The 21,490-nt window shown below is 64.6% G+C and carries 19 protein-coding genes; 6 read left to right on the forward strand and 13 right to left on the reverse strand.

The genetic code is table 11. From position 1 onward, the window contains the following. Window positions 1-206: 206 nt before the first annotated feature. Window positions 207-1,331: a methyltransferase gene (locus ACZ5BO_RS30410; protein WP_464697309.1), complete on the forward strand. Its 1,125-nt coding sequence runs from the start codon at window positions 207-209 to the stop codon at window positions 1,329-1,331. A gap of 95 nt (window positions 1,332-1,426) precedes the next feature. Here ACZ5BO_RS30410 and ACZ5BO_RS30415 read toward each other — a convergent pair whose 3' ends face one another. The 3 genes from ACZ5BO_RS30415 to ACZ5BO_RS30425 all read right to left on the reverse strand — a co-directional run bounded on the left by ACZ5BO_RS30415 (window position 1,427) and on the right by ACZ5BO_RS30425 (window position 4,157). Continuing rightward, window positions 1,427-1,594 (reverse strand): DUF2474 domain-containing protein, encoded by a 168-nt coding sequence (locus tag ACZ5BO_RS30415; RefSeq protein WP_081818670.1) that lies wholly within the window; start codon window positions 1,592-1,594, stop codon window positions 1,427-1,429. Window positions 1,595-1,706: 112 nt separating this feature from the next. After that, window positions 1,707-2,714 carry a cytochrome d ubiquinol oxidase subunit II gene (gene cydB / locus ACZ5BO_RS30420; RefSeq protein ID WP_464697310.1) on the reverse strand — a complete coding sequence of 336 codons (1,008 nt, stop codon included), beginning with the start codon at window positions 2,712-2,714 and terminating at the stop codon, window positions 1,707-1,709. Window positions 2,715-2,717: 3 nt separating this feature from the next. Beyond that, window positions 2,718-4,157 carry a cytochrome ubiquinol oxidase subunit I gene (locus ACZ5BO_RS30425; protein WP_025129222.1) on the reverse strand — a complete coding sequence of 480 codons (1,440 nt, stop codon included), beginning with the start codon at window positions 4,155-4,157 and terminating at the stop codon, window positions 2,718-2,720. A gap of 472 nt (window positions 4,158-4,629) precedes the next feature. On the opposite strand from ACZ5BO_RS30425, the gene ACZ5BO_RS30430 reads away from it, so the two are divergent. Continuing rightward, window positions 4,630-5,868 carry an MFS transporter gene (locus ACZ5BO_RS30430; RefSeq protein ID WP_464697311.1) on the forward strand — a complete coding sequence of 413 codons (1,239 nt, stop codon included), beginning with the start codon at window positions 4,630-4,632 and terminating at the stop codon, window positions 5,866-5,868. 34 nt (window positions 5,869-5,902) lie between these two features. Here ACZ5BO_RS30430 and ACZ5BO_RS30435 read toward each other — a convergent pair whose 3' ends face one another. Next, on the reverse strand, window positions 5,903-6,199 hold the full coding sequence (locus tag ACZ5BO_RS30435) for a hypothetical protein (protein ID WP_019096028.1): 297 nt from the start codon (window positions 6,197-6,199) through the stop codon (window positions 5,903-5,905). 437 nt (window positions 6,200-6,636) lie between these two features. On the opposite strand from ACZ5BO_RS30435, the gene ACZ5BO_RS30440 reads away from it, so the two are divergent. Both ACZ5BO_RS30440 and ACZ5BO_RS30445 read left to right on the forward strand, forming a co-directional pair. After that, window positions 6,637-6,915: a type II toxin-antitoxin system RelE/ParE family toxin gene (locus ACZ5BO_RS30440; RefSeq protein WP_025129224.1), complete on the forward strand. Its 279-nt coding sequence runs from the start codon at window positions 6,637-6,639 to the stop codon at window positions 6,913-6,915. Window positions 6,916-6,930: 15 nt separating this feature from the next. Next, entirely contained in the window at window positions 6,931-7,221 is a 291-nt protein-coding gene (locus tag ACZ5BO_RS30445) for a HigA family addiction module antitoxin (RefSeq protein WP_025129225.1), read from the forward strand. 3 nt (window positions 7,222-7,224) lie between these two features. On the opposite strand, the gene ACZ5BO_RS30450 is transcribed toward ACZ5BO_RS30445, so the two are convergent. Both ACZ5BO_RS30450 and ACZ5BO_RS30455 read right to left on the reverse strand, forming a co-directional pair. Further along, window positions 7,225-7,776 (reverse strand): DJ-1 family glyoxalase III, encoded by a 552-nt coding sequence (locus ACZ5BO_RS30450; protein WP_464697312.1) that lies wholly within the window; start codon window positions 7,774-7,776, stop codon window positions 7,225-7,227. Window positions 7,777-7,842: 66 nt separating this feature from the next. Next, window positions 7,843-8,292, reverse strand: coding sequence for a DUF4879 domain-containing protein (locus ACZ5BO_RS30455; RefSeq protein WP_025129227.1), 450 nt, complete (start codon window positions 8,290-8,292; stop codon window positions 7,843-7,845). Window positions 8,293-8,498: 206 nt separating this feature from the next. Between ACZ5BO_RS30455 and ACZ5BO_RS30460 the strand changes: the two genes are divergently transcribed. Then, window positions 8,499-9,791, forward strand: a complete 1,293-nt coding sequence (locus ACZ5BO_RS30460) for an NCS2 family permease (protein ID WP_464697313.1) — start codon at window positions 8,499-8,501, stop codon at window positions 9,789-9,791. Then, on the forward strand, window positions 9,788-10,867 hold the full coding sequence (trmA, locus tag ACZ5BO_RS30465; RefSeq protein ID WP_464697314.1) for a tRNA (uridine(54)-C5)-methyltransferase TrmA: 1,080 nt from the start codon (window positions 9,788-9,790) through the stop codon (window positions 10,865-10,867). The genes ACZ5BO_RS30460 and trmA overlap by 4 nt, the downstream gene beginning before the upstream one ends. A 617-nt stretch (window positions 10,868-11,484) precedes the next feature. Here the strand turns inward: trmA and ACZ5BO_RS30470 are convergent. The 7 genes from ACZ5BO_RS30470 to ACZ5BO_RS30500 all read right to left on the reverse strand — a co-directional run bounded on the left by ACZ5BO_RS30470 (window position 11,485) and on the right by ACZ5BO_RS30500 (window position 21,307). Next, a complete protein-coding gene (locus ACZ5BO_RS30470; protein ID WP_025129230.1) occupies window positions 11,485-12,822 on the reverse strand; it encodes a TolC family outer membrane protein in 1,338 nt (445 codons plus the stop codon). Next, window positions 12,819-14,168 (reverse strand): HlyD family type I secretion periplasmic adaptor subunit, encoded by a 1,350-nt coding sequence (locus ACZ5BO_RS30475; protein WP_025129231.1) that lies wholly within the window; start codon window positions 14,166-14,168, stop codon window positions 12,819-12,821. The genes ACZ5BO_RS30470 and ACZ5BO_RS30475 overlap by 4 nt, the downstream gene beginning before the upstream one ends. Beyond that, window positions 14,165-15,961 carry a type I secretion system permease/ATPase gene (locus ACZ5BO_RS30480; RefSeq protein WP_464697315.1) on the reverse strand — a complete coding sequence of 599 codons (1,797 nt, stop codon included), beginning with the start codon at window positions 15,959-15,961 and terminating at the stop codon, window positions 14,165-14,167. Before ACZ5BO_RS30480 ends, ACZ5BO_RS30475 begins: the two co-directional genes overlap by 4 nt. A gap of 218 nt (window positions 15,962-16,179) precedes the next feature. Continuing rightward, window positions 16,180-16,797 (reverse strand): heme acquisition protein HasA, encoded by a 618-nt coding sequence (locus tag ACZ5BO_RS30485; protein WP_464697316.1) that lies wholly within the window; start codon window positions 16,795-16,797, stop codon window positions 16,180-16,182. A gap of 83 nt (window positions 16,798-16,880) precedes the next feature. After that, the gene (locus ACZ5BO_RS30490; protein ID WP_025129234.1) at window positions 16,881-19,574 is read right to left on the reverse strand and encodes a TonB-dependent receptor; all 2,694 of its coding nucleotides are present in this window, start codon (window positions 19,572-19,574) and stop codon (window positions 16,881-16,883) included. Window positions 19,575-19,705: 131 nt separating this feature from the next. After that, complete coding sequence (locus tag ACZ5BO_RS30495) at window positions 19,706-20,722, reverse strand: FecR family protein (protein ID WP_464697317.1); 1,017 nt, start codon at window positions 20,720-20,722, stop codon at window positions 19,706-19,708. Window positions 20,723-20,785: 63 nt separating this feature from the next. Then, window positions 20,786-21,307, reverse strand: coding sequence for an RNA polymerase sigma factor (locus tag ACZ5BO_RS30500; protein WP_025129236.1), 522 nt, complete (start codon window positions 21,305-21,307; stop codon window positions 20,786-20,788). Window positions 21,308-21,490: the final 183 nt, after the last annotated feature.

Here is a 21,490-nt window from a genome sequence, read left to right on the forward strand (position 1 = left end):
CCACAAAACCGATGCGCTAGTGTCCCGCAAAGCGCCGCGCAGAAACACCGGCGGTTTGTAGTGGCATACAGCGCGGGCAATCAGCGACAAAAAAACGTACCATTTAGCCCCGCTTCGAACAGCCCGCGCCGCCGCTGTCCGAGGGTTCCCGTGCGCTCGACAGCCCCCACCGCCGGGACATTCACCGATTACCTAGAGTCCGCCCCATGCCCCTGCTTGCAAGCCCCTTCGCCCAGCTCGACCTGATCCGCCAGCCCGAACAGCAGAACGAGCCGCTGCAAGCCTTCGATGCGGCGGACGAATACCTGCTCAACCACCTGGCCGAGCAGCAACCGACCAGCGACACCCGGGTGCTGGTGCTCAACGACAGCTTCGGCGCCCTGGCCGCAAGCCTTTTGGGCAAGGTCCAGGTCTGCAGCAGCGGCGATTCCTACCTCGGCGCCCTGGCCCTGGAAAAGAACCTGGTGCGCAATGGCCTGCCCTTCGACGCCCTGCGCGTGGTGCCGGCCAGCGAAACCTTGAGCGGGCCGTTCGACCGGGTACTGATTCGCGTACCCAAGACCCTGGCCTTGCTGGAAGAGCAACTGATCCGCCTGCAGGGGCAACTGGCCCCCGGCGCCCAGGTGGTGGCGGCGGCCATGGTCAAGCACCTGCCCCGTGCGGCTGGTGATTTGCTGGAGCGCTACATCGGCCCGGTCCAGGCTTCGCTGGCGGTGAAAAAGGCTCGCCTGCTGATTGCCACGCCGCAAGACAAACAGCCCGTCGTGTCGCCCTACCCGACCCGCTATCGCCTGGAACAGCCGGCCATCGAACTGCTCAACCACGCCAACGTGTTCTGCCGTGAAGGCCTGGACATCGGCACCCGCGCCTTCCTCCCGCACCTGCCGCAGAACCTGGGCAACGCCCGGGTCGCGGACCTGGGCTGCGGCAACGGCGTGCTGGCCATTGCCAGCGCCCTGGACAACCCCCAGGCCCATTACACCCTGGTGGACGAATCCTTCATGGCGGTGCAGTCGGCCCGGGAAAACTGGCAGGCCGTGCTGGGCGAGCGCGAAGCCGAGATGCGCGCCGGCGACGGCCTGGCCGGGCAAGCGCCACAGTCCCTGGACGTGGTGCTGTGCAACCCGCCGTTCCACCAGCAGCAGGTGGTGGGCGACTTCCTCGCCTGGCGCATGTTCCAGCAGGCCCGGGAAGCCCTGGTGGTGGGCGGCGCGCTGTACATCGTCGGCAACCGCCACCTGGGTTACCACAGCAAGCTGGCGCGGCTGTTCCGCGGCGTCGAGCAAGTGGCGGCAACCCCCAAGTTCGTGATCCTCAAGGCCCGCAAGTAAGGGTTCGCCGAAACACCGCGGCCTTCTCCACAGGCAAAAAAAACCCTCCACCAGGGAGGGTTGAAACCGTGCCGCAAGGCAACGGGATGGGATGATCAGTGGGTGCTAAGGCCGGCGGCGCTCATGAACATGCGCATCAGGCTGGCCACCACGAACAGGGCCAGGACACTGCCGCCCCAGATCATTGCCAGCCAGCCCAGGCGTTGCCACAGCGGCTTCTTTTCCGCCTGTTCGATTTCCTGCAAAGAGTGTTTACCGCTCATGATTTCACCTCCTGCCTAACCCGAATTCCCGTAGCAGCTGGCTTGCCAGCGAAAGCGACGGCAAGCCGGGCACAAGGCTCAAGGGCCTGTTCGCCGGCAAGCCGGCTCCTACCTAGTGATAACCGTCTTCGTGGGTGACCTTGCCGCGGAACACGTAGTAGCTCCAGAAGGTGTAGCCCAGGATGAACGGGATGATGAACAAGGTACCCACCAGCATGAAGCCCTGGCTCTGCGGCGGCGCGGCGGCGTCCCAGATGGAGATCGACGGCGGCACGATGTTCGGCCACAGGCTGATGCCCAGGCCGCTGTAGCCGAGGAAGATCAGCACCAGGGTCAGCAGGAACGGCGTGTAGTGGGCATTGCGGGCCACGGCGCGCAACAGACCGTACATGGTCACCAGCACCAGGATCGGCACCGGCAGGAACCAGAACAGATTCGGCAAGGTGAACCAGCGTGCAGCGATCTCGGCGTGGGCCAGCGGGGTCCAGATACTGACGATGCCGATCACGGCCAGCACGACATAGGCCAGGGGCCGAGCGATGTCATGCATTTGCTGCTGCAGCTTGCCCTCGGTCTTCATGATCAGCCAGGTGCAGCCGAGCAAGGCATAGGCCACCACCAGCGCCAGGCCGCAGAACAGGGTGAAGGGGGTCAGCCAGTCCAGGGAGCCGCCGGCGAACTGACGGTTGACCACCGGCAGGCCATCGATGAACGCCCCCAGGGCCACGCCCTGGAAGAAGGTCGCTGCCACCGAGCCGCCGATGAAGGCCTTGTCCCAGATGTGGCGCTTGTCTTCCTTGGCCTTGAAGCGGAACTCGAAGGCCACACCGCGGAAGATCAGGCCCACCAGCATCAGGATCAGCGGCAGGTACAACGCCGAGAGCACCACCGAGTAGGCCAGCGGGAAGGCGCCGAACAATGCCGCGCCGCCCAGTACCAGCCAGGTTTCGTTGCCGTCCCAGACCGGGGCGACGGTGTTCATCATCACGTCACGGTCGCGGTCGTCCTTGACGAACGGGAAGAGAATCCCGATCCCCAGGTCGAAGCCGTCCATGACCACGTACATCATGATGCCGAAGATGATAATCACGGCCCAGAGCAGCGGAAGATCAATACCCATGACTCAGTTCCCCTTGTTCAGGCGGGTGCCGTGGTCGGCATCGTGGTCATCGTCGGCTGCGGACAGCGGACGGGCCGGGGTACGTTTCTGCCCGGGACCACCGTGGCTGGTTTCGGCACCTTCGTTGGTGACCGGGCCTTTGCGCACCAGGCGCATCATGTAGCCGATCCCCACGCCGAACAGCGAGAAGTACACCACCACGAACAGCGCCAGGGTGATGCTCATCTGCACAAAGCTGTGCCCGGAAGAGGCGTCCGCCGTGCGCATCAGGCCGTAGACCACCCACGGCTGACGGCCGATCTCGGTGGTGAACCAGCCCGCCAGGATCGCGATCAGCCCGGACGGGCCCATCCACAAGGTCAGGTACAGGAACGGCCGCGAGGTGTAGAGGGTGTCGCGCTTGCGCAGCCAGACGCTCCACAGGCCGGTGAAGATCATCAGCATGCCCAGGCCCACCATGATCCGGAACGACCAGAAGACGATGGTCGAGTTGGGCCGGTCCTCGGGCGGGAACTCCTTGAGCGCCGGCACCTGCTTGTCCAGGGAGTGGGTGAGGATCAAGCTGCCCAGGTAGGGGATTTCCACCGCGAAGCGGGTTTTCTCGGCCTTCATGTCCGGCCAGCCGAAGAGAATCAGCGGGGTCGGTTCGTTGCCGACGTTTTCCCAGTGACCTTCGATGGCGGCGATTTTCGCCGGCTGGTGCTTGAGGGTATTGAGGCCGTGGAAGTCGCCGATCACCGCCTGCACCGGCGCCACGATCAGGGCCATCCACATGGCCATCGACAGCATGCGACGAATGGCCGGGTTGTCCCGCCCGCGCAGCAAGTGCCAGGCTGCGGACGAGCCGACGAAGAACGCCGTGGCAACGAACGCGGCTACAGCCATGTGCGCCAGGCGGTAGGGGAATGACGGGTTGAAGATCACCGCCAGCCAATCCACCGGGATCACCTGGCCGTTGACGATTTCATAGCCTTGGGGGGTCTGCATCCAGCTGTTGGACGAGAGGATCCAGAAGGTCGAGATCAGGGTGCCGATGGCCACCATGATCGTGGAGAAGAAGTGCAACCGGCGCCCGACCTTGTTCCAGCCGAACAGCATGACCCCGAGGAAACCGGCTTCCAGGAAGAAGGCCGTGAGCACTTCATAGGTGAGCAAGGGGCCGGTGACGGAGCCGGCAAAGTCCGAGAAGCGGCTCCAGTTGGTGCCGAACTGGTAGGCCATCACCAGGCCGGAGACCACGCCCATGCCGAAGTTGACGGCGAAGATCTTCGACCAGAAGTGGTAGAGATCGCGGTAGGTGTCGTCGCGGGTCTTCAGCCAGAGGCCTTCGAGCACCGCCAGGTAGCTCGCCAGGCCGATGGTGATCGCCGGGAACAGGATGTGGAACGAGATGGTGAACGCGAACTGAATTCGGGCGAGATCTAGAGCCTCTAAACCGAACATAAGCTTTCCTCTGTCAGGTAATACCGGCTGCCGGCCAGAGGCCTGCACCCACTGCCCCCACGGATATGGAGTGCGGCGAATTCGGATTCGTTCTTTTTTAAACCATCGCTACGCAGGGATTCTGGCACTTGGGCCACCATATCAACCTTTGCAAAAGGTTTTGATCTGGATCAAGCAACGTTGAAAGAGTAGTCCTAAATTCGCCGCGCAACTCTGTGGTTATTTGCCGCGTGACAGCTTGCCTCACCCTGTCAAAACCGGGCTTTTCCCGGACATTTCCGCCTTAATGCGCAGGATCGCCGCCACCTTGGTGTCCATCGCGAGCGGCGATGGCGGGCACCGCCAAGGACCCGGCAAGATTTCCCCGGAAAACCGAGATAGATGCGCGGCTAACGAATTTTCCGCCAGCTGCAACCATTGGTTACATCTTGGTGATAATCTCGTTTCACTCCCCGCTCAGATTTGCCTCCAGATGCCCAGCCAAGACCCTCTGCTGCTCCGTCACCATCGTCCGTTCATCGCGTTCTGGCTGGCGCGGATCTTCACCGCCAGCGGCTTCCAGATGCTCACCGTGGCCATTGGCTGGAACCTCTATCAGCTCACCGGCAACGTGCTCGACCTTGGCCTGGTGGGGTTGGTGGAATTCGCCCCGCGGGTGCTGTTCATGCTGCACACCGGGCATGTGGCCGACCGCTACAACCGGCGCCGGGTGGCGGCCATCTGCCAGTCGCTGCAGGCCTTGATCGCCCTGGCCCTGGCCATCGGCAGCCTGACCGACAACGTCACCCGGGAAATGATCTTCATCCTGGCCTTCCTCCTCGGCGGCGCCCGCTCCTTCGAAATGCCCACCACCCAGGCCCTGTTGCCGAGCATCGTGCCCAGCGCGCTGTTTCCCCGGGCGGTGGCCGCCGCGCAATCGGCGCAACAGTCGGCGACCATCGTCGCCCCGGCCCTGGGCGGCTTGCTGTATGCCTTCGGCAGCGTCTGGGTCTACGGCCCCACGGTGGTTCTGTACCTGATCGCCTGCCTGCTGATGCTCAACCTGCCGGCTCGGCAGACCCCATTGAACAAGGGCAAGGCCACCCTCGACTCGCTGCTGGCGGGCATCCGCTTCATCCGCAGCCGCCCGGATATCCTCGGCGCCATTTCCCTGGACCTGTTCGCCGTGCTGCTGGGCGGTGCCACCGCGCTGTTGCCGGTGTTCGCCAAGGACATCCTGCTGACCGGCCCCTGGGGCCTGGGACTGTTGCGTTCGGCGCCAGCGGTGGGGGCCTTGCTGATGTCGCTGTGGCTGGCGCGTTTTAGCGTCGAGCGTAAGGTCGGGCGGGTGATGTTCACCGCGGTCGGGGTATTCGGCGTGGCCACCATCGCCTTCGGCCTCTCGACTTCGTTCTGGTTTTCCCTGGCGGTACTGGTGGTGCTGGGAGCGGCGGACATGATCAGCATGGTGATCCGCGCCTCCTTCGTGCAGCTGGAAACCCCGGACGAAATGCGCGGCCGGGTCAGCGCGGTGAACGGCCTGTTCATCGGCGCCTCGAATCAGCTGGGGGAATTCGAATCCGGAGTCACCGCCCACTGGTTCGGCACGGTGCCGGCGGTGGTGCTGGGCGGGGTCGGCACGCTGCTGGTGACCGGGGTCTGGATCAAGCTGTTCCCGACCCTGGCCCAGCGGGACCGGATGATCGAGCGGGTCGAGCAATCCAAGGCCTGAAGCCGCGCCGGGCTGGCGCGGCCAGGTTCAAGCCTCAGTGGCTGGGCTGAGCCTCAGCAGCGGCTCGCCATTTCGCCGCCTCCAGCAGGTCGCAACCATCCTGGGTCAGGACATAGAGCACGTCGATGATGTGCGGGATGTCCTTCACATCGCCGTGGCTGAAGTTCAGGCAGCAGAGGGTTTCCAGCAGATTGGCAGCCGTGCGCATGCGTTGCTCGGCGGCTTCGTGCAGCGCCTCAGGGGAGGCATTGGCGTTGATAAAAAACACACCTGGCCGGCTTATGTTGGATTTAAGCGGCACATAGTGAGCAGCAGTTTCCGGGGTATTCATCATTAGATCCTTCTTTATGAATGACCGCCCCAATCGTGACCAAACGATGGGTGGCGGACTGTGCACAGGTTGGTCAACCGGGAAGAAGGCACCCGGCACACCCGAAGGTGTCCCGCGCACAGCCCACCATTAAGCGTGCGGACACGAAAAAGTGCCTGCAAACCAGGGTGGCGCGTGCGCCTTCTAATTTCGGGTGACCAAACCCGGCCGCTGAATTGGCAGCGACGGCGCGAACTATAGGGGTGATGGGACGGGCGGTGCAAGAAGCGGCTGGTTAGCCTTTGTTACCCGCTCACAAGCCCCGCGCCCGACTCCTTGCCGAACCGAGCTGCGACAGAGAAACGCCCCGTAGGGGGCCTCGTAACAGGTTGTTGATCATTCTCTGCAATACAAAACCGCTACGACACGTGTAAGGTATCGCCTTACACTCGCACCCCATGATCAAGTCCTTTCAGCACAAAGGCCTGCGCGCCTTCTATGAAACCGGATCGACTCGTGGAATACGGGCTGAGCATGCACGCCGGCTGGCCCGCCAGCTGTCGTTCATGGATCACGCCAGCGAACCGGCCGGGCTCGACCTGCCGGGCTGGCGGCTGCACCCACTCAAGGGCGACCTGCACGGCTATTGGTCCCTGGTGGTGTCCGGCAACTGGCGAGTGATCTTTCGTTTCGTAGGTTCGGATATCGAACTGGTCGATTATCTGGACTACCACTGAACAGGAGGCAGGATCATGCCCATCCACAACCCGCCCCACCCCGGTGACACCCTGCGCCTGGATGTCTTGCCCGAACTGGGCATCAGCGTGACGGAGCTGGCGCGGCATATCGGCTACGCCCGCCCGCACCTGTCCAAGGTGTTGAACGGCCATGCGCCGATCCGTGCGGAACTGGCGGTCCGCCTGGAACGTGCCGGGATCGGCAAGGCCAAGGTCTGGCTGGCGGTGCAGGCCGATTACGACATCTGGCACACCGAGCAGGAACTGCAACCGCTGATCGAGCCCATCGCGGCCCATGTCGACTGAGCCCTAGACCAGCAACTCCGCCGCCACCTGGGCGCGCTTGGCGCGCCCGCACAGCGCTTCCACCAGGGCCAGGGCAAACGCCAGGGCGGCGGCGGAACCCTGGGCGGTGATGCAGTTGCCGTCCACCACCACCGGCTGATCGACAAAGGTGCAGCTCAGCAGCTGATGGCTGGCGCTGGGCAGGCAGGTCATGCGCCTTTGGCGCAGCACGCCGAAGGCTTGCAAGGCCAGGGCGGGGGCTTCGGCGATGCCGGCGAACAGGCGCCCCACTGCCGCCTGATCCTTGACCAGTTGCTGCAGCGGTTGATGGGCCGCCAGGTGCTGGGCGCCCACCGCGCCGCCGGGCAATACGATCAGGTCGAAGTTCTGGGCCAGCACATCCACCAGCATGGCGTCGGCGGTCAATCGGGTGCCCCGGGCGCAGGTGAGCATGCGCCGGCCTTCGACGCTGGCCGCCAGCACTTCGACTTCGGCACGGCGCAGTACGTCGATCAGGGTCACGCTTTGCAGGTCGTCGATGCCTTCGGCAAGGGTGACCAGGGCTCTGAAGGTCATGGGGATGACTCCGCGTGGAGGTCTTTAGAGCTTAGTCAGCTTTGCCGGCTGCCGTTCAGGGCGCCATCACTTGATATAGATCTGTGCGCCCAGGCTGTTGCCCGGGGCGTTGAGCGAGGTGTTGCGGAAGCTGAAGGTGCCCTCCTGCTTGCCCGCCAGGTCGAAGACATAGATATAGCCGACGGTGGTCCCCGAGTTGCCGCAGGGCACATAGCTGGAGCCGTCCTCGCACACCGGCGAGCGGGTGCCATCGACCTCGAAACCGTCCAGGTTCACATGGGGCTCGCGGCCGTAGCCGATCTCCAGCACATAGACCTTGATGTTCGGGCCGTTGTGATCGCACTCGGTCCGTTCACGGCCGTCGGAAACATCCTCCAGGCCGCAGGAAGGTGACAACACCTTGAGAATCTCCACCCGGCTCAACGGCGCCGCCGAGCGCGCCATGGCCGGGGCCGCCAGCCAGCAGGCTGTTGCGCCGAGCAATGCCAGGGCTGTCATTTTCATTGTGCTGCGCATAAATCCCCCCTAAAACCAGGGCGCAGTATGCGCTACTTGCCAGCGGTGCAAAACATCGCCGACGATCGCAGCCATTGGCCCACGCTGCTGGTATGATGCGCGGCTTTTTCCGACCCAGAGCAAATCCGCAGGCACCTTATAAAGTCTGTGCTTTGCTGTTGGAGTCGATACATTCACGGCGCCCGGCGGCGCCACGGGGAGCAGACATGCTGGAAAGGCTGTTTCAACTCAAGGCACACAACACCAACGTGCGCACCGAGATTCTTGCGGGCGTGACCACCTTCCTGGCCATGGCCTACATCCTTTTCGTCAACCCGAGCATTCTCGGCGAGACGGGCATGGACAAGGGCGCGATCTTCGTTGCCACCTGTCTGGCGGCGGCCATCGGTTCCACCGTCATGGGCCTGATCGCCAACTACCCGATCGCCCTGGCGCCGGGCATGGGCCTGAACGCCTTCTTCACCTACACCGTGGTCCTGCACATGGGCCACACCTGGCAGGTGGCCCTGGGTGCGGTATTCATCTCGGCGGTGCTGTTTTTCATACTGTCGATCTTCAAGATCCGCGAATGGATCATCAACAGCATCCCCCTGCCGCTGCGCTCGGCGATTGCCGCCGGTATCGGCCTGTTCCTAGCGCTGATCGCCCTGCATAACGCCCAGATCGTGGTGGGCAACGAGTCGACCCTGGTCGGCCTGGGCGACCTGAGCAAACCGGCGCCTATCCTCGCGGCCCTGGGCTTTGCCCTGATCGTCGCCCTGGAAGCCTTGAAAGTGCGCGGCGCGGTGCTGATCGGTATTCTCGCGGTGACCATCGTCTCGATTCTCATGGGCGTCACACCGTTCGGCGGCGTGACCTCGATGCCACCGTCCCTGGCCCCGACCTTCCTGCAACTGGACATCAAGGGCGCCCTGGATATCGGCCTGATCAGCGTGATCTTCGCCTTCCTGTTCGTCGACCTGTTCGACAACTCCGGCACCCTGATCGGCGTCGCCAAGCGCGCCGGGCTGATGGGCAAGGACGGCCACATGCCGAAAATGGGCCGGGCGCTGATCGCCGACAGCACCGCCGCCATGGCCGGTTCCCTGCTGGGCACCTCGACCACCACCAGCTACATCGAATCCGCGGCGGGCGTGAGCGCCGGCGGCCGCACCGGCCTGACCGCCATCGTGGTGGCGATCATGTTCCTGCTGGCGCTGTTCTTCTCGCCACTGGCGGCCAGCGTGCCGGCCTTCGCCACCGCACCAGCCCTGCTGTTCGTCGCCGTGCTGATGACCTCGGGCCTGGCGGAAATCGACTGGGAAGACATCACCGTCGCCGCTCCCGTAGTGGTCACCGCCCTGGCCATGCCGTTCACCTATTCCATCGCCAACGGCATCGCCTTCGGCTTCATCGCCTGGACCGTGATCAAGCTGCTGTCGGGCCGTGCCCGTGAGCTGAACGCGCCCCTGGTGATCCTGTCGATCCTGTTCGTGATCAAGCTCGGTTACCCCGCATGACTTTTGACGCCGCAAGCTACACCACCCAGTTGAATGACAAGGTCACGCGCTTGCGTGACCTGCTGGCCCCGTTCGATGCGCCCGAGCCCCAGGTCTTCGACTCGCCCCTGCAAAACTTCCGCCTGCGGGCAGAGTTCCGCCTGTGGCGCGAAGCCGGTGAACGGCACTACGCGATGTTCTCCCAGGACGACAAACGCACGCCGATCCTGATCGAGGAATTCCCCATCGCCAGCCAGCGCATCAACCAGTTGATGCCCCAGCTCAAGGCCGCCTGGCAAGCCAGCGCGCCCCTGAGCCACAAGCTGTTCCAGGTGGAGTTCCTCACCACCCTGGCCGGCGACGCGATGATCACCCTGTGCTACCACCGCCCCCTGGACGAGCATTGGCACAAGGCCGCGAGCCAGCTGGCAGCCGACCTCAAAGTCAGCGTGATCGGCCGCTCCAAGGGCAAGCGCGAAGTCATCGGCCAGGACTACGTAGTGGAAAAGCTCGACGTTGGCGGGCGCACCTTCAGCTACCGCCAGCCCGAAGGCGCCTTCACCCAGCCCAACGGCACGGTGAACCAGAAGATGCTCAACTGGGCCTATGAAGCCCTGGGCGAGCGCCAGGACGACCTGCTGGAGCTGTATTGCGGCAACGGCAACTTCACCCTGCCCCTGGCCACCCGGGTGCGCAAGGTATTGGCCACCGAGATCAGCAAGACCTCGGTAAACGCCGCCTTGAGCAACCTCAGCGAAAACGCGGTGGATAACGTCACCCTGGTGCGTTTGTCGGCCGAAGAGCTGACCGAGGCCCTGAACGAAGTTCGGCCGTTCCGCCGCCTGCAGGGCGTTGACCTGAAGAGCTACGAGTTCGGCAGCGTGTTCGTCGACCCGCCCCGGGCCGGCATGGACCCGGACACCTGCGAACTGACCCGGCGCTTCGACAATATCCTGTACATCTCCTGCAACCCGGAGACCCTGGCGGCCAACATCGCCCAGCTGCACGACAGCCACCGCATCACCCGGTGCGCGCTGTTCGACCAGTTCCCCTGGACCCACCATATGGAATCCGGGGTTTTGCTGACCCGCCGCTGATTTGCCGTGCAATAGCCAACAGCCGTCCTCGTGACGGCTGTTTGCATTCTGCCGCTCTCCCCCTCCGTAGGAGCCGGCTTGCCGGCGAAGGAGCCCTTGAGTCTTGCGCTAATCTGGCCGACGCCTTCGCTGGCAAGCCAGCTCCTACAAGGCCAAACCAGACGCCACGCCCCTCTCCGTAGGAGCCGGCTTGCCGGCGAAGAGGCCCTTGAGCCTTGCGCCAATCTGGCCGACGCCTTCGCTGGCAAGCCAGCTCCTACAGGGCCAAACCAGACGCCACGCCCCTCTCCGTAGGAGCCGGCTTGCCGGCGAAGGGGCCCCTGAGCCTTGCGCTAATCTGGCGGGCGCCTTCGCTGGCAAGCCAGCTCCTACAGGGCTAAACCCGACGCCACGCCCCCTCCGTAGGAGCCGGCTTGCCGGCGAAGGGCCCTTGAGTCTTGCGCCAATCTGGCCGACGCCTTCGCTGGCAAGCCAGCTCCTACAGGGTTAAACCCGACGCCACGCCCCCCTCCGTAGGAGCCGGCTTGCCGGCGAAGAGGCCCTTGAGCCTTGCGCTAATCTGGCGGGCGCTTTCGCTGGCAAGCCAGCTCCTACAGGGGGCGGTACGGCAATGGGGTTCAGCCCAGGGGGCGGAAGTAACCGGCCAGTTGCTGCAGGTCCTGTTCGTTGAGCAGGCCGGCGTAGTACTTGAGCTGGATACGCGCCAACAGGTAGGCGTGCCGGGCATCCGCCAGGTCGCGGCGGGCGGTGAACAGTTGTTGCTCGGCGTCCAGTACATCCAGGTTGACCCGCTCGCCGCCGTGCACGCTTTTCTGGGTCGCGGTCACCAGGGCCTCGGCGGAGCTGACGGCCATTTCATAAGCCCGGACCTTAGCCGCGGCGCTGGTATTGAGGTTGAACTGCTTGCGCAGTTCGTTGAGGGTGGTGGCGGTCTTGGCATCCAGTTCGAACTGGGCCTGGGACAGCTGGCTGGCCGCCTGGCGGGTCGAGGCCGATACCGAGCCACCGGCAAACAGCGGCAGGCTGACCTGGATGCCCACGGTGTTGGTGTCGTACTTCTGGTTGTAGGAGCTTTCCGAATCGGAGCTGGTCTGCCGGCTGCTGGCGTACAAACTCACCTTGGGCAGGTGCCCGGCGCGCTTGCGCTCCACTTCGTACTCCGCCACTCGCAGTGCCTGCTGTTGGGACGCCAGGTCCGGGTTGTTGGCCATGGCCAGGTCGCGCCAGCTGTCGAAGCGATTGGGCAGCAGCGGCTGGATCTGGAACTGCCGGGTCAGCGGGTCCAGTTCGTCGATCTGCAACGGTTCGCCGACTATGGCTTGCAGCTCGCGCAGGGCCGCGTCCTGCTGGTCCTGGGCCTCGATCTCCTGCGCCAGGGCCAGGCTCAGCCGAGCCTGGGTCTCCAGCACATCGGTGCGGGTGCCCTCGCCGCCCTTGAGCAGGCGTTGGTTGAGCTGCAAGCGTTCGGCGTAGGCACGCTTCTGCGCCCGGCTCAGTTCGATGCGCTCCTCGGCCAGCAACGCCTGGCTGTAGGCACTGAGCAGGCGCACCGCCAGTTCCTGGCTCTTGCCGCGAAAGCGTTCGTCGGAAAACAGCGCCTGGGCCGAGCCCTGGCGGTAGCGCGCATAGGCTTCATAGTCCAGCAGCGGTTGCTGCAGGGTCAGGGTCGAGGCGTAGCTGCGGTAGTCCCGATCATTGGTGACATCACCGCGAACGGTCTCCTGGGTCACTTCGGACTGGTTGCGCGAATTGTTGTAGCTCCAGGACAGGTTCGGCAGCAGCCCGGCACGGCCGATGGCGCGGTTCTCTTCCCCGGCATCGCGTTCCTTGATCGCCGCCTGGAAGGTCGGGTCATTGCGCAAGGCCAGGTCATAGGCATCGAGCAAGCCCAGGGCCTGGACCGACGGGCTGCCCAACAGGCACAGCAGGGGCAGGTAGCACCAGGCTCGAATCATTCTTCCACCAACGCCATGTGAGTCCGGTCCAGCAGGGGCTTGAACAGGTAATTGAGCATCGAGCGTTCGCCGGTACGGACAAAGGCTTCCACCGGCATCCCCGGGCGGATCTGCAAGCCCTGCAACTGCTGCATGCCCTGGGCGCTGACCGTGGCGCGCAAGGTGTAGTAAGGCTCCTCGGTGCGCTCGTCCACCTGCCGGTCGGCGGACACCAGGGTCACCTCCCCCGGCACCCTGGGCGTGGTGCTCTGGTTGAAGGCCGAGAACATCAGCTCCACCGGCAGCCCCGGGTGCACCTTGTCCACCAGTTGCACCGGCACCCGCGCCTCCACCAGCAGCGGTTCGTCCTGGGGCACGATATCCATCAGCGGCTGGCCCGGCTTGATCACCCCACCTTCGGTGTAGACCTCCAGCCCCACCACCACCCCGGCGGCCGGGGCGCGCACCTGGCTGTTGGCCAGTTCGAACTCGGCGGACGCCAGGCGATTGCGCAGGTCTTCGGTACGGATCCGGGTATCGGCCAGCTGGCTGCGCAGGTCTTTCTGGAAATCCTCGGTGGACTGGCGGATGCGCAGGCGCAGTTCGAGGATCTGCCGCTGCAACTGGCCGATGCGGCCGAAGTCCTCGGCGATCGAGCCGTCGATCTGCGCGTACAGGCGCTCGCTGTCCAGCAGCCGGTTGCGCGGGATGTAGCCGTCCCGCGCCAGTTCCCGCAGGCCTTGCAGCTGTTCGTTCAAGGCACTGCGCTGTTGCCGCTTGCTGGCCTGGGAATCCCGAGTACCGCGCAACTGCGCCTCGGAGCCGGCGATGGTCTCGGCGATCCCCTGTTGCTCCATGCTCAGAGCCTGGCGCCGGCTGCTGAACAGTTGCCGCTGCAGGGCCAGGCTGGCGGCCACGTCCGGCTCGCTGGCCAGGGCCTGGAGCTGCGGGTCGAAGACGATATCGCTGGCGCCATCGCGCTCGGCATTCAGCCGCGCTTCGCTGGCCAGGGAACCCAGGTACTGGCTGCGCAGGGATTGCATCTGGGTGCGCAGCGGCGTCTCGTTGAGGCGCAGCAGCACCTGCCCGGCGCTGACCCGGTCACCTTCCTTGACCTCGATCCGCTCGACGATGCCGCCGCTCTGATGCTGCACGGTCTTGCGATGGCCCGAGACCATGACCTTGCCCGACACCGCCACGCCCTTGTCCAGTGGCGCCAGGGCGGCCCAGCCGATGAACCCGGCAAAGCCCCCCAGCACCAGGATCCAGCCCAGCCGTGAATACTTCCTGTCGTCCAGAGACAGCACATTGCTGGCGGCCGGCCCGGTGACCGGCGCCGCAGGGGCTGTGGATAAACTCGCCTTCATGCTTTTTTCCCTTCGCCGCCGGCCACGCCCAGGCGGTAGTTCATGTTCAGACTGGTTACCGGGTTGCTCGCCGGATTGCTCATCGGTACAGCCGGCGGCGGCGCGGCCTTGGCCTTCTGGTTCGCTTCCAGCACCCGCGCCGTCGGGCCGTAGGCCTGCAACTGGCCGTCGCGCAGGATCATCAACTGGTCGGTCAGGGTCAGCACGTTGGGCTTGTGGGTGATCAGCACCAGGGTCCGCTGCCGTTGCTTGAGCTGGCTGATGGCCTGCAACAAAGCCTGCTCACCGGCTTCATCGAGGTTGGAATTGGGCTCGTCGAGGACGATCAGCGCCGGCAGGCCGTACAGCGCCCGGGCCAGGCCGATGCGCTGGCGCTGGCCACCGGACAACCCGGCACCGCCCTCGCCAAGACGCGTGTCATAACCCTGGGGCAGTTGCAGGATCAGCTCATGCACCCCGGCCATTTGCGCGGCCTGCAGTACCTGATCCGAATCCAGTTGGCCAAACCGCGCGATGTTCTCGGCGATGCTGCCAGCGAACAGCTGGATGTCCTGGGGCAGGTAGCCGATATGCGGGCCCAGTTGCTGCTTGTCCCACTGGGCCAGGTCGGCGCCATCCAGGCGCACCTTTCCCGTCAGGGGCGTCCAGGCACCCACCAGCAGCCGGGCCAGGGTCGACTTGCCACAACCGGAAGGGCCGATCACCCCCAGCACCTGGCCGGCCTCCAGGGTGAAACCCAGGTTGCTCAGGGCCGGGCGCCGGCTGCCCGGGGCACAGGCGCTCAACTGCTCGACGCTCAACTTGCCCTTGGGCGTCGGCAGGCTCATGCGCGCCGGGCGCGGCGGGTTGGCCTGTAACAACTCGGACAAACGCTCGTAGGCCAAACGCGCCGAGCTCCATTGCTTCCATACCGCAATCAACTGGTCGATGGGGCTGAGCACCCGGCCCATGAGGATCGAGCCGGCGATCATCATCCCCGGGGTGATCTGGCCCTGCACCGCCAGCCAGGCGCCCAGGCCCAGGACCAGGGACTGCAAGGCCATGCGCACGCCTTTGGACCAGGCGCTGATAGTGGCGGTCTTTTCGCTGGCCAGGTTCTGCTGGGCCAGAAAGCCCTGGTGGCCGACAAACCAGCGCTCGCGCAGGGCGCCGAGCATGCCCATGGCTTCGATCGCATCGGCATTGCGCAGGTTGGCCGTGGCCTGCTGGCTGGTGATGATCGACAACTGGCTGGCCTGGGCCAGCGGCGCCTGGCAGATGTGCTGGTTGATCCAGGCCAGCACCACCAGCAGCACGGCGCCGGCCAGGGCCAGCAGGCCGAGCCAGGGGTGAAAGAGGAAGATCACCAGCAGGTAGACCGGAAACCAGGGCGCATCGAAAAACGCGAACAGGGCGTTGCCGGTGGCGAACTGGCGCAGCGCGGTGAGGTCGTTCAAGGCCTGGCCGGCGGCCTGGGGGCTGCCCTTGAGCTGGGCTTCGAACGCCGCGTCATACACCCGCTGGTTCAGGCGCATGTCCATCTGCGTACCGAGGTGGATCACCACCTGGCTGCGCACCCATTCCAACGCGCCCATCAGGCCGAACAGGCCGAGGATCATCAGCGTCAGCATCAGCAGGGTCATCTGATTGCCCGAGGCCAGCACCCGGTCGTAGACCTGCAGCATGTACAGGGCCGGGGCCAGCATCAGCAGGTTGATCACCGCCGAGAACAGGCCGATGTTGAAGAAGCCGCCCTTGTAGGCCGTCAAGGCCGCCAGCGTCTCGGAAGCGGCAAGTAGATTCGGCCTGCTCATCAAGGTGTCCTGTGGAGAGTTTAGGGATACAGGGCCTTCCGCTCAGGCAGAGCGGAACGACAAGAGGCGCGCCCGATGCGTTGACAGGCACCACGGCGCTCCCCAGAATTTGCCACCGCCGCCGCCCTGGCCTTCGAAAACTCGGGCGACGGAGGTGAGTCAAGCGAACGAATGGAAGAGCAATCTTTCATTCGTTTTTTTATGCCTCAAGCAGCCATTCAGGCGGCCAGCGCCCAGTCCTGGGCCACGTCCTGCACACCCACCAGGCCGACATCGGCAGCGGCTGCGGCAGCCGGGTTGACGTGGGCAACGCCGGCAGCAGCCAGGTCGTCGAAGGTGGAGTTCACCGACAGGCTTGGGTCGATGGCCTTGAGCAGGGCATCGATCTCGCCGGCCAGGGCCGAGCTGTCGCCGCTCATCAGGCCGTAGACCACCTTGTGCACTTCACCCGCGCGGCCTTCTTCTTTCAGGCTGTTGAGGCCCAGGTTGGTGAAGCTGACTTCCTGGCTGACCAGGTTGTAGTTGCTGCCCGAACCGCCGGCGAGGGTGTCGCCCAGGGAGATCGTGTCCACCGAGCCCCACAGGGTGTGGCTCGGGTTGCTGAACAGGGTGTAGTGCAGGTTGCCGTCGGCGACGAAGGCGGCGTCGCTGGCGGTGCTCTTGATCGCGTACTGGGTGCCGTCGAACGGGCCCGGGTTGAAGCCACCGGTGTTGGTGCCATCAACCACCTGGCCTGGGCGGTGGTTGACGTCGCCGAAGTAGGCCGACCAGTCAGTCAGGTATTGCGCAACAGTATTACCGCCGTAGGTAGCGCTGTAAGAGATCGAAATGCTCATGCAAAACTCCAATACATTAGGGGGGTCATGTCCGCAGCACGCCAGTGCCTGCTGCGGTTTTGCCCATCAATGGGCAAAAGCGGTCAGAACTGGTATTCCACGGTGCCCTGCAAGGTTCGGCCGCGGCCGAGGGTGAAGGCCAGGACATCACCCATGGGCACCAGGTAGGCACGGTCGGTGACGTTTTCCATCGCCAGGCGCAGGGTCAGTTCGTCGGTGGCACGGTAGCTGCCGTACAGGTCGTAGACGGTGTAGGGCTTCCAGTCCGCGGGGTAGACGCTGGTGGTGGTGCGGGTGTTGCTGCCACCTTCCGAGTAGCCCGCGCTGTAGCGGGCCCGGGCGCCGATATCCAGCTTGCGCTCGAAGAACCGCGCCCCCAGGGTCAAGGTGCCGCGGTCCATCGGCATGTGTTCGGCCGAGCCGAGGATCGCGCTGCAATGGCTGGCGTTGTTGGCCTGCGTATCCGGGCGCATGCCGACCACCGGGGCGCGGCCGGCCGTGCTGTTCTTCACGGTCTGGGTCACGCCGCCCAGCCACGCGGTCTTCGAGCAGAAGTCGTTGCTGCCGATCATGTGGGTGTAGGCAAGCTGCCCGTAGGCACGTCCGGCATCGTAGTCGAGCTGGTACTCCACGCCCTTGAAGCGGGTGTCGCGCAGGTTGTTGACGTAGGCACTGTTGCCGATCCCCGCCATGCCGTAGCCCGGCGGCTGCACCCCCATGTTCATGAAGATGAAGTCTTCGACGCGGGTGTCGAAATAGGCAACCTTGATCCCTAGCCGATCTTCGGCGAACCAGAGGTTTTCCTTGAGCACATTGACCCCGGCTTCCCAGGTGGTGGAGCGCTCCGGACGCAGGAAGGGGTTGGGGTACATGCTCTCGGCGCCACCGCCGTGGGGACGACCGGTAATCAGGGTCTCGGTGACCGCCGGCGGGCGCCAGCCCTTGCCGTAGCTGGTGAACAGTTGCAGCCATTCCACGCCGGGCTTGATCGCCAGACCAAAGGTGGGCGAGAAGCGCCCTTCTTCGGTATCCACGTCATAGTTGACCGGCACCGTGGTTTGCCGGGTGGTTCCCAGAATGAAGGTGCGGGTATTGATCCCGGTTTCACCCCGCAGCCGGTAACGGTCGTAGCGCAAACCGGCATTGAGGTTCAGCCAGCCGTCGTAGTCGAAATCCAGGCGGGTGAACAGGCTGCCCAGGGCACGATCGCCCTCGGGGGTCATGCTGGCCGCGGGCGATGCGCTGACTGCCGAGCCCTTGGGTACCGGCTGGCTGGAATCGGGGCGGACCTTGTCATAGAAGAATTCCAGGCCGTAATTGGCCTTGAGCGTGGCCAGCTCGCTCAGCGCGAAAGTCGAGGTGTTCTGCGCCTGCGCCCCGTAGGTATCGGTCTGGTAGGTGATCGAGTAGCCAGGGCTGCTGCGGCGGGTCAGGGTGCTCTGGTCATTGGTGTTGTCGACGTAGTAGAGCTTGGCCTTGAAATCGATCAGCGGGTTGTCCGGGGTGTAGCTGTAGTCGAGGCCGAAGTTCTGCGAACGCACATCGCTGCTGCCAAGCTTTTCCCAGAGCTGGTCCTTGTTTTCGGTGTTCATCATGTTGGCGTCGTTGTAGGACACCTGGGTGGTCAGGTAGCTCAGCTGCAGGCGCTGGTCCTCGGGCAGGTTGAGCCCCAGCTTGACCAGGCGCGAGCGCATCACGGAAGCGGAATAGGCCACCTTGGCGTTCTTCACCCGGTCATTGATCGACGGGTCCATCCAGCTCCCGGTCCGCAGTTCGCCAATGCCGCCCTTGGTCCCCGGGTTGTAGTCGCCCAAGTGCCGCTCACTGGCAGCCAGCAGCATGTCCCAGACCTCGGTGCCGATCGCGAAGGCGCTACTGCCGATGAAATGGGTACCGTTGCTGCGCCCGCCCAGGCCAGTGGTGACACGAATCCGGCCGCCAATCTCCTGCCCGGGCTTGAGCAGGTCGCGGGCCTCGACGGTGCGAAAATTGGCGATCCCGCCGATCACTCCGGCACCGCCCATGGTCGAAGTGGCGCCCTTCTCCACCACCACTTCGGAGAGCAGCTCCGGATCGACATAGAGAGTGCCGTTGCGCTGCTGGTGGCCGCTCTGCTGATAGTTCTGGCGCATGCCGTCCACCGACATGTTGACCCGGCCATAGTCCTGGATCCCGCGAATGTTCACCGACAGGCCCGGGTCCTGCTGGCTGACTGCGGAATACACGCCGGAGGTTTCCTCCAGCATGTCGGCGGCGTGCCGCGGCGGGTTGCGATCGAGCTGCTCGCGGCCGACCACGCTCACCGAACGTGGCGCGCTGTACACCCAATCGCTCTGGCGGCCTTCGAGGTTGCCGGAGATGGTGGTGGGGGTCAGGGCCAGGGCGCCCTCACGCCCGGTTTCCACCCGGCTCAGGGTCACCTGGCGCTCGCCGGTGAAGCGGTACTGCACCGGTGCATTGCCCAGCAGCCGGGCCAGGCCTTCCTCGGCGCTGTAGCGTCCCTTGAGCGATGAGCTGTGCAAGCCATGCAGGCGCAGGCTGTCGAACAGCACTTGCACCCCCGCCTGCTCGGCAAACGCCAGCACTGCACTGCCAAGGGCCTGGGCAGGAATATCGAAGTCCAGCTGGCGTTGCTGCAAGGCGCTCTGCGGGGCACTACCCACAGACTCTGCCGCGTGCAGCAAATTGCCTCCTGCCAACAGTCCTGCTACGCCCAAGTGAATGGCGAGCGCCAAACGACTTGCGGCGTGAACTCCAGTACGACTGCCTACCTTCATGTTTCCCATTCCTGCGCTGGCTATTCTTGTGTATGCGAATGCATCTCAATTAGCTAGACGTGCCAGGCAGGAAAACTCAGTAAGGTTTTTTCCGATTATTTTTCAGAAGAGCAGAAAAAGGCCTGCAGGCCTCAATAAATCAGGCTGACCCCGGCCAGGTCGAAACGCTGCACCTGCAGCTCCCGGGTCAGGGTATCCAGGGCGGTATCGAGCATGTCCAGGGGAAATACCCCGCTGACCTGGCGCTGGGCCAGGTCGTTGCTGCTCAGCACCACGCGCCCGGGACGGTAGCGATTGAGGCGCTCGATGACCACGGCCAGGGGCTGACGATCGAACACCAGGACCCCGCGTCGCCAACTGGTGGCCCGCTGCAGGTCAAGCCCGTCCAGGGCCACCACCCCCGCTTGCGGGTCGTAACGGGCACTTTGCCCCTCCTGCAGCACCCGCTCGGAAGGACCGCTCTGTGCCGGGGAGTCCAGGCTCACGGCAACACTGTGCTGCAAGACCCCGACCCAGGCTTGCTGCTGATTTTCCCGGGTGACCAGGAAACGCGTGCCCAGGGCCCGGGTCTGGCCGCCGGCACTCTGCACGATGAAGGGCCGGCGCTCCTCACCGGCCATGGGCGCCACGTCGAATACCGCAGAGCCGGCCAACAGTTGGACCGTCCGCTGCTCGGAGCTGAAGTCGAGGCGAATGGCACTGGCCGAGTCCAGCTCCACCGTGCTGCCATCGGCCAGGTGCACAGTGCGGACCTCGCCTTTGCCGGTCAGGTAGTCGGCCTGCAGGTAGACCAGCGCCTGCGGTCCTTGCAGCCAGCCCAGGGCGACCACCAGGACCAGGGTGACGGCACTGGCCAGGCGAGGCAGCCGGCGTCGCCGGCGGGGGCGCGCCTGGGGCTGGGCCGCTGCCGGTTCATGGGCCTTGCGGCGGGGCGAGGCGCAGCCCAGCTCAGGATCCAGGCGCAAGTCTGCCAAGGCGTCCCAGGTCTGCCGGGCAAAAGCCAGGGCTTGGCCATGGCGCGGGTCGGCCTCCTGCCACTGGGCAAGTTCGGCCTGCGCGGAAGGGCTCAGCCCTCCCGCCTGCAAACGCACCGCCCAGTCGGCGGCGGCCTCGGTGATACTGCGCTCTTGCGGACCCTGGCTATTCACGTGTGAATCTCGATTTCTCGTTATATATAAGCAGTGACGTCTGACCCCGGTTTTTACGGTAATTCACTCGTCGGCCGACCGACCGCCGGTAGCCTGCAGCCGCTGCATCACATACGCCAGCGCCCGGGACAAATGCTTTTGTACCGAACTGTCGGAGATATTCAGGTGCCGGGCCACCTCGGCGTGGGTCATGCCTTCGATACGGTTCAGGCGAAAGATTTCCTGGGTGCGCGGGGGCAGTTCCATGATCGCCTGTTTCAATGCCATGCGCTGCTGCTGCGCCATCGCCTGAGCCTCCAGCCCGGCCACTTCATCCTCGATGTCGGCCAGTACTTCATGGGGCACGGTATCGGTCTTGCGCCGTGCTTCCTGCCGGACGTGGTCGATCAGAAGATTGTTCGCCGTGCGGTAGAGATAGCCCTGGGAGTTGTCGATACGTTCGCCACGGGTCTGCTCCGCCAGGCGCAGGAAACTCTCCTGGACCAGGTCAGCAGCCAACTGAGGGTCCCGTACCCGGCGTGCCAGGTACCCGCGCAGGGCAGCAGCATGCTTGAGAAACAGTCCCTTGAGATCCACGTCCGACAAACCGACTCCCTGGAACATGAAGGAAATTGCCGGGCATCTTAAGGCCAGTCGAGAATGATTTTCAATTGATATAAGCACGCGACAACACGCCGCTCCCTCCGACCTGCAAAACCGCCCCACGCGCTCGGCGGTTGATCGCTGGTTGAGCAGCCGAAAAGCGTCCGTGCGATTACCGCACGCTTA

The organism is Pseudomonas sp. FFPRI_1 (assembly GCF_055384485.1).

Coding starts and splice junctions, on each gene's coding strand:
- ACZ5BO_RS30425 (WP_025129222.1), bottom strand. CDS start 4,157: ATGTTCGGTTTAGAGGCTCTAGATCTCGCCCGAATTCAGTTCGCGTTC.
- ACZ5BO_RS30430 (WP_464697311.1), top strand. CDS start 4,630: ATGCCCAGCCAAGACCCTCTGCTGCTCCGTCACCATCGTCCGTTCATC.
- ACZ5BO_RS30440 (WP_025129224.1), top strand. CDS start 6,637: ATGATCAAGTCCTTTCAGCACAAAGGCCTGCGCGCCTTCTATGAAACC.
- ACZ5BO_RS30445 (WP_025129225.1), top strand. CDS start 6,931: ATGCCCATCCACAACCCGCCCCACCCCGGTGACACCCTGCGCCTGGAT.
- cydB (WP_464697310.1), bottom strand. CDS start 2,714: ATGGGTATTGATCTTCCGCTGCTCTGGGCCGTGATTATCATCTTCGGC.
- ACZ5BO_RS30460 (WP_464697313.1), top strand. CDS start 8,499: ATGCTGGAAAGGCTGTTTCAACTCAAGGCACACAACACCAACGTGCGC.
- ACZ5BO_RS30450 (WP_464697312.1), bottom strand. CDS start 7,776: ATGACCTTCAGAGCCCTGGTCACCCTTGCCGAAGGCATCGACGACCTG.
- ACZ5BO_RS30480 (WP_464697315.1), bottom strand. CDS start 15,961: ATGAGCAGGCCGAATCTACTTGCCGCTTCCGAGACGCTGGCGGCCTTG.
- ACZ5BO_RS30475 (WP_025129231.1), bottom strand. CDS start 14,168: ATGAAGGCGAGTTTATCCACAGCCCCTGCGGCGCCGGTCACCGGGCCG.
- trmA (WP_464697314.1), top strand. CDS start 9,788: ATGACTTTTGACGCCGCAAGCTACACCACCCAGTTGAATGACAAGGTC.
- ACZ5BO_RS30435 (WP_019096028.1), bottom strand. CDS start 6,199: ATGAATACCCCGGAAACTGCTGCTCACTATGTGCCGCTTAAATCCAAC.
- ACZ5BO_RS30490 (WP_025129234.1), bottom strand. CDS start 19,574: ATGAAGGTAGGCAGTCGTACTGGAGTTCACGCCGCAAGTCGTTTGGCG.
- ACZ5BO_RS30415 (WP_081818670.1), bottom strand. CDS start 1,594: ATGAGCGGTAAACACTCTTTGCAGGAAATCGAACAGGCGGAAAAGAAG.
- ACZ5BO_RS30470 (WP_025129230.1), bottom strand. CDS start 12,822: ATGATTCGAGCCTGGTGCTACCTGCCCCTGCTGTGCCTGTTGGGCAGC.
- ACZ5BO_RS30485 (WP_464697316.1), bottom strand. CDS start 16,797: ATGAGCATTTCGATCTCTTACAGCGCTACCTACGGCGGTAATACTGTT.
- ACZ5BO_RS30410 (WP_464697309.1), top strand. CDS start 207: ATGCCCCTGCTTGCAAGCCCCTTCGCCCAGCTCGACCTGATCCGCCAG.
- ACZ5BO_RS30455 (WP_025129227.1), bottom strand. CDS start 8,292: ATGCGCAGCACAATGAAAATGACAGCCCTGGCATTGCTCGGCGCAACA.